The organism is Actinoallomurus sp. NPDC050550 (assembly GCF_040655075.1).
Taxonomy (GTDB): Bacteria; Actinomycetota; Actinomycetes; order Streptosporangiales; family Streptosporangiaceae; genus Actinoallomurus.
Window position 1 is genome coordinate 83,849 of sequence record NZ_JBFAJC010000044.1, and the last position, 6,340, is coordinate 90,188.

Here is a 6,340-nt window from a genome sequence, read left to right on the forward strand (position 1 = left end):
CGAAGGACGGCAGGAGTGAACGACCCCACCGAGAGATTCACCGCCCTGTACGACCGGTACTACCGGAACGTGCTGGGCTATGCGCTGCTGCGCGCCGAACAGAGCGCTGCCGAGGACGTCGTCAGCGAGGTGTTCCTGATCGCGTGGCGGCGGCTCGACGACCTACCCGAGTCACCGCTGCCCTGGCTGCTCGGAGTGGCGCGCAACCTGCTCTTCAAGCAGTACGACGCCGTACGCCGGCGGCAGGTGCTCACCGACCGGCTCGCGGAGGCGGTCGGCGACCAGGACCTGACCGGCCTGGACGTGGCCGAGCAGGTGGTGGAGCGCGACGCCGCGAAGGAGCTGCTGGCCGGGCTTGGGGAGAAGGACGTCGAGGCCCTCGTGCTGGCGAGCTGGTACGGCCTCACCCCCCGGCAGGCCGCCCGGGTCCTCGGCTGCACGGCGGCGACGTTCACGGTGCGCCTGCATCGCGCCCGCAAGCGGCTGGCCAAGGTGACCTCCGCCGCGTCCTCCCGCAGCCGCCCGGCCGCCCAGGGCCGGATGGCGCTGATCAACGAGGAAGCCCGATGAGACGTTCGCACGAGACCGCAGGAGCCGCCATGAACCGCACCGCCGACCCGATGAACACGCTCCGCACCCAGATCGAGGGACTGGCCGAGGACGGCTACCGGCGGCGCCGCGACACGGACCTGCCCCGGGTGCTCGAGACCGCACGGCGCCCGGCGCGGAACGACCGCCGGGCGCTCCCCGCACGGAACCGGCGGCCGGTGCTCCTCCTCGCCGGCGCGGCCACGGTCGCGGCGCTCGGCGCCGCGGTCGTACCGGGCGTGGTGTCCGGGGCGAAGCGCGACGCTGCGCCGCCCAAGAGGCTCGACGTGAAGACCGTGCTGCTGACCGCCGCCGAGACCGTCGCCAAGGAACCGGCGGCGACCCACGGCCGCTTCTGGTACACCCGGACCCAGGTGATCGACCAGGCCAGGCAGCCCGGCAACGGGCCGAGGCCGAAGGGCGTCAGCGCGAACGGAGGCCCGAGGACGGGCCCCTACTACCCGTACACGGCCTACGTGAGCATCACGTGGGAGAACTGGGAGCCGTACCGGCAGGGCGACACCACCCGCACGGTGGACAGGGACATCACGACCGACTTCGCCTCGCCGGCCGACAAGGCGGCGTGGAAGCGGGCCGGCTCGCCCTCCCTCACGGACTTCAAGCCCTTCTCGGCGGACTCACGCGCAGGGCAGGACCCGTTCCTGGAGGTCGGGCTGCCGAAGGGCACGCTTGCGAAGGACCTGCCGAAACTGCCGACCACGCCGGACGGGCTCAAGGCACTGATCCAGAGGGACTGGAACAAGGCACCGGCGACTCAGCGGAACGCGCTGTCCGCCTACATCTGTGAGATGGCGGAGAACATCATCAGCGCCCCGGTCACGCCCGCCACCCGCGCGGCCGCGTACCGGCTGCTCGCCGCCCAGCCGGACATCCGCATGGTCGGCAAGGTCCGCGACCGGCTCGGTCGCTCCGGGGTCGCCCTGGCCACGCGGCGCGTGAACTTCGGCCCGGATCGGAAGCCCCACCAGGTCGAGGTCCACACGATCTTCGACCCGAAGACGGCGAAGATCCTGGGGTCGGAGACGTACGACATCAGCGGCGGTAAGGTCGCCGGCCGGCCGTCGAGCATCAGCCTTCTGGTCGGCTCCGGCTGGACCGACCGGCTCGGCGCGCCGGCCCGCGGCTGACGCGCGGAGGAGGGGCGTGCGGCGCCGATCGAGGGCCGATGCCGCACGCCCTCGGCCCGCAGGCGAGAAAGTCGATATCGGAATGAGTCATCGGTGAGTGCCCCGTAGGCTTAGCACATGTCCAGCCGTCACATCTTGACCGCGCCCGCTTGGCCGTACGCCAACGGGCCCCGCCACATCGGGCACGTGTCCGGTTTCGCGCTGCCCGCCGACATGTTCAGCCGCTACCAGCGGATGGCGGGCAACAAGGTCCTGATGGTCAGCGGCACCGACGAGCACGGCACGCCGATCCAGGTGCAGGCCGACAAGGAGGGCGTGTCAGCCCGTGAGCTGGCCGACCGCTACAACCGGGTGATCGCCCAGGATCTCCACGGCCTCGGCATGTCGTACGACCTGTTCACCCGGACGACGACGCGCAACCACTACGCCGTCGCCCAGGAGATCTTCAAGGGCCTCTACGACAACGGCTATGTCTTCACGAAGAAGACGATGGGCGCGATCTCCCCGTCCACGGGCCGCACCCTGCCCGACCGCTACATCGAGGGCACCTGCCCGATCTGCGGGTACGACGGGGCGCGCGGCGACCAGTGCGACAACTGCGGCAACCAGCTCGACCCGATCGACCTGATCAACCCGCGGAGCCGCATCAACGGCGAGGCGCCGAAGTTCGTCGAGACCGAGCACTTCTTCCTCGACCTGCCCGCGTTCTCCGAGACCCTCGGGTCGTGGCTGCAGGGCAAGGAGGGGCTCTGGCGGCCGAACGTCTACAAGTTCACCCGCAACCTCCTCGACGACATGCAGCCCCGGCCGATCAGCCGGGACCTCGACTGGGGCGTGCCCGTGCCGCTACCGGGCTGGGTCGACCGGCGCGACAAGCGGCTGTACGTCTGGTTCGACGCGGTCATCGGCTACCTGTCGGCGTCCGTGGAGTGGGCCCGGCGCAGCGGCGACCCGGACGCCTGGCGCGCCTGGTGGCAGAGCCCGGACGCCGAGGCGTACTACTTCATGGGCAAGGACAACATCGTCTTCCACTCCGAGATCTGGCCGGCCATGCTGCTCGGCTACAACGGACAGGGCGACAAGGGCGGCACACCCGGCTCCCTCGGCAAGCTCAACCTGCCCACCGAGGTGGTGTCCTCGGAGTTCCTGACCATGGAGGGCAAGAAGTTCTCCTCCTCGCGCCAGGTCGTGATCTACGTCCGTGACTTCCTGGAGCGGTACGACGTCGACGCGCTGCGCTACTACATCGCGGTCGCCGGCCCGGAGAACCAGGACACCGACTTCACCTGGTCGGAGTTCGTCCGCCGCAACAACGACGAGCTGGTCGCCACCTGGGGCAACCTGGTGAACCGCTCGCTCTCGTTCGCGGCCAAGAACATCGGTGAGATTCCCGCCGCCGGCGAGCTCACCGACCTCGACCGGGACCTCCTGGAGCGGTCGCGCAAGGCGTTCGACGCCGTCGGCGCGGAGCTGGCGCGCTCGCGGTTCAAGAACGCCGCGAACGAGGCGATGCGCACCATCTCGGAGGCGAACAAGTACCTGTCCGAGCAGGCGCCGTGGAAGCTGAAGAACGACGACCCGGAGCGGATGAAGACGATCCTGCACGTCGCGCTGCAGCTCGTCGACGACGCCAAGTCGCTGCTCACGCCGTTCCTGCCGGCGTCCTCGGAGAAGGTCCACCAGATGCTCGGCGGGCAGGGCGAGTGGAGCGGCGCCCCGGAGATCCGCGAGGTCTCCGAGGACGGCGGCCCGGACTACCCGGTCCTGACCGGGTCGTACGACACCGAGGCCCGCTGGGAGTCGCGCCCGATCACGGCCGGCACGCCGCTGGCGCCGCCAAAGCCGCTGTTCGCCAAGCTCGACTCCTCGGTCGTGGACGAGGAGCTCGCGCGGCTCGAGCAGGACTGACACACCGTTCATACGACGTCGCGTCACTGGGCAGGGTGCTCACTATGGGGGCGGAGATGGAGACGTCCAACGGGTTCCGGGGAGCGGCCTTCCCGCCGCTGCCCGAGCCGTTGCCGGTCGAGGTGTTCGACAGCCACTGTCACCTCGACATCCTCGAGGTGCCGATCACGGAGGTGCTCGCCGCCGCCCACTCGGTCGGCATCCGGCGGGCCGTGACCGTGGGCTACGACCTGGCCTCGTCACAGCACGCCGCCGACGCGGCCGCGACGTACGACGACGTGTACGCGGCGGTGGCGATCCACCCGAACGACGCGGGTGACGCCACCGCCGACGTCCTCGCCGACATCGCCAAACTCGCCGCCCTGCCGTACGTCCGCGCCGTCGGCGAGACCGGGCTCGACTACTACCGTGACTGGGCCGCGGTCGAGGACCAGCAGCGGTCCTTCCGCGCCCACATCGACATCGCCAAGCGCAGCGGCAAGGCCCTCGTCATCCACGACCGCGACGCGCACGACGACGTCCTGCGCATCCTGGCGGAGGAGGGCCCGCCGGAGAGGGTCGTCTTCCACTGCTACTCCGGCGACCGGGAGATGGCCAAGGTCTGCGCCGACCACGGCTACTACATGAGCTTCGCCGGCAACATCACGTTCAAAAACGCCGCCGACCTGCGCGAGGCCGCGGCCGTGGCACCGCTGGACCTGCTCCTCGTGGAGACCGACGCGCCGTACCTCACACCGGTGCCGCACCGGGGCAAGCCGAACGCGCCGTACCTCGTCCCACTCACCGTCCGCTGCCTCGCTGAGACCAAGAACGTCGACCTGGCCGACCTGTGCACCGCCATCGCCACCAACGGCGAACGCGTCTTCGGCCCCTGGTGATATCGGATACGGAGAGTGCCCGAACGATCACGCTCGACGGTCATACATGTATGACATGAAGGGCGCGAGCTGTGCTCGTCATCGAGGCAATCGAGTGGGACGACGGAACCTCGACCACGCGCTGAGGCGCGCCACCAGAGTTGAGGTCGAGCAGGTGTTCGCTAACGGGCCGGTGATCCGGCGCAACAGGCGCGGCCGGGCGGCGGATTATGTCGCTGTTGGAGTTACTGACGGGGGCCGGAAGCTCGCGGTGCCCTTCGTGCACGACTCCAGCTGTCACTCCGCCCGGCCGGTAACGGCGTGGGAGGTATGACAGTGAGCGAACGGGAGATGTCGAACGCCGAGGCGGCCGAGTTCTACTACGAGCACCGAGACGACCCGGAGATGTGGGGTGAACAGGTAGATGCCAAGATCTCCCGGAAGCTGGACAGCGTCGTCTCAGTCCGCTTCAACTCCGCCGAGATCGAGCGGATCCAGCAGGCAGCCGACGCGGCGGGTCTGAGCCTGTCGTCGTTCATCCGCCATGCAGCCCTGACGGCGCCCGGTGCCCAAGTGCTCGATATCGACCGAGCGCGTAAGGACATGGCCCAAGCGCGTCGCTTCGTGCTTGATGCCCTGAAGGCGCTGCACGCGTGATTATTGGTGGTCGCTGCGGTCCGGTGCGCGGCGACCGCCGGGGATCACAAGACGGTGACGGAACGACCCCAGGCGTACGGGACACTGGAGCCGTGGGTGAACGACTTCTCGGGGCGGCCGACGTACGCGAACTGGCCAGCGGGCTGGGGCTGCGTCCGACCAAGACCCTCGGCCAGAACTTCGTGATCGACGCGAACACCGTGCGCCGCATCGTCCGCGACGCCGAGGTCGCGCCGGAGGACGTGGTCCTGGAGGTCGGGCCGGGGCTCGGCTCCCTGACCCTGGCCCTGCTGCCGGCCGCGAGCCGCGTCGTGGCCGTCGAGGTCGACCCGGCGCTGGCCCAGCGACTACCCGCGACCGTCGCCGAACGCGCCCCGGACCTCGCCGACCGCCTCGAGGTCGTCCCCGCCGACGCCCTGCGAGTCGCCGAACTGCCCGGCCCACCGCCCACCGCGCTCGTCGCCAACCTCCCGTACAACGTCGCGGTGCCCGTCGTCCTTCACCTGCTCGGGACGTTCCCGTCGATCCGGCACGGGCTCGTCATGGTGCAGGCCGAGGTCGCCGACCGGCTCACCGCGGGGCCGGGCGGCAAGGTGTACGGCGTGCCGTCGGTGAAGATGGCCTGGTACGCGCACGCCCGCCGCGCCGGGAACGTCGGCCGCGCGGTCTTCTGGCCGGCACCGAACGTCGACTCCGGACTCGTCGCCTTCACCCGTCGCGAGCCGCCGTCCACCTCGGCCTCACGCAAGGAGGTCTTCGCCGCGATTGACGCCGCGTTCGCGCAGCGCCGCAAGACCCTCCGCGCGGCCCTGGCCGGGTGGGCCGGTTCGGCCGCGGCGGCGGAGGAAGCCCTGCGCGCCGCCGGTGTCGACCCGACCACCCGCGGCGAGGCCCTCGACGTCGAAGCCTTCACCCGCATCGCCGAACACCGGCCGCCGTCGCCTACGATCGGTTGACCGTGACCACTTTGACTTCCTCCCCCGACCGGCGGCGGGGGAGTCCCACCGGTCTTAGGCCCGGTTGCCGCTTGTGCGGCGCGCCTCGCGGCGCGGGTTTTCCTGCTTCGGTGCCGACTGCACCCGGGAGGACCCCGAGTGTCTGACATCAGCTCCACAGGCAGACACGGCAAGACCTGCCGCCAGGATGTTCTTGGCCGCGTTCAGGTCCCGGTCATGCCGGGTG

At 70.2% G+C, this 6,340-nt stretch carries 6 protein-coding genes and 1 pseudogene; 6 read left to right on the plus strand and 1 reads right to left on the minus strand.

Annotation, left to right across the window (positions count from 1 at the left end):
- Nucleotides 1-15: 15 nt before the first annotated feature.
- The 6 genes from AB0I04_RS40735 (at nt 16) to rsmA (ending at nt 6,114) form a co-directional block, all read left to right on the plus strand.
- Nucleotides 16-570: a sigma-70 family RNA polymerase sigma factor gene (locus AB0I04_RS40735; RefSeq protein WP_360897524.1), complete on the plus strand. Its 555-nt coding sequence runs from the start codon at nt 16-18 to the stop codon at nt 568-570.
- Complete coding sequence (locus AB0I04_RS40740; protein WP_360897526.1) at nt 567-1,736, plus strand: CU044_5270 family protein; 1,170 nt, start codon at nt 567-569, stop codon at nt 1,734-1,736. Before AB0I04_RS40735 ends, AB0I04_RS40740 begins: the two co-directional genes overlap by 4 nt.
- Nucleotides 1,737-1,853: 117 nt before the next feature.
- On the plus strand, nt 1,854-3,644 hold the full coding sequence (metG, locus tag AB0I04_RS40745; RefSeq protein ID WP_360897528.1) for a methionine--tRNA ligase: 1,791 nt from the start codon (nt 1,854-1,856) through the stop codon (nt 3,642-3,644).
- A 56-nt stretch (nt 3,645-3,700) separates the two neighbouring features.
- Entirely contained in the window at nt 3,701-4,522 is an 822-nt protein-coding gene (locus tag AB0I04_RS40750; protein WP_360897530.1) for a TatD family hydrolase, read from the plus strand.
- Between the two features lie 315 nt (nt 4,523-4,837).
- Nucleotides 4,838-5,158, plus strand: a complete 321-nt coding sequence (locus AB0I04_RS40755; protein ID WP_360897532.1) for a hypothetical protein — start codon at nt 4,838-4,840, stop codon at nt 5,156-5,158.
- Between the two features lie 92 nt (nt 5,159-5,250).
- Nucleotides 5,251-6,114 carry a 16S rRNA (adenine(1518)-N(6)/adenine(1519)-N(6))-dimethyltransferase RsmA gene (rsmA, locus tag AB0I04_RS40760; RefSeq protein WP_360897534.1) on the plus strand — a complete coding sequence of 288 codons (864 nt, stop codon included), beginning with the start codon at nt 5,251-5,253 and terminating at the stop codon, nt 6,112-6,114.
- A 54-nt stretch (nt 6,115-6,168) separates the two neighbouring features.
- On the opposite strand, the pseudogene AB0I04_RS40765 reads toward rsmA, so the two are convergent.
- Nucleotides 6,169-6,340: pseudogene (locus AB0I04_RS40765) on the minus strand (RNA-guided endonuclease TnpB family protein); the annotation flags it as partial.

What these genes read in the sequence shown, in the direction of transcription:
- AB0I04_RS40740 (WP_360897526.1), top strand. Translation starts at nt 567, where the DNA reads ATGAGACGTTCGCACGAGACCGCAGGAGCCGCCATGAACCGCACCGCC.
- metG (WP_360897528.1), top strand. Translation starts at nt 1,854, where the DNA reads ATGTCCAGCCGTCACATCTTGACCGCGCCCGCTTGGCCGTACGCCAAC.
- AB0I04_RS40750 (WP_360897530.1), top strand. Translation starts at nt 3,701, where the DNA reads ATGGAGACGTCCAACGGGTTCCGGGGAGCGGCCTTCCCGCCGCTGCCC.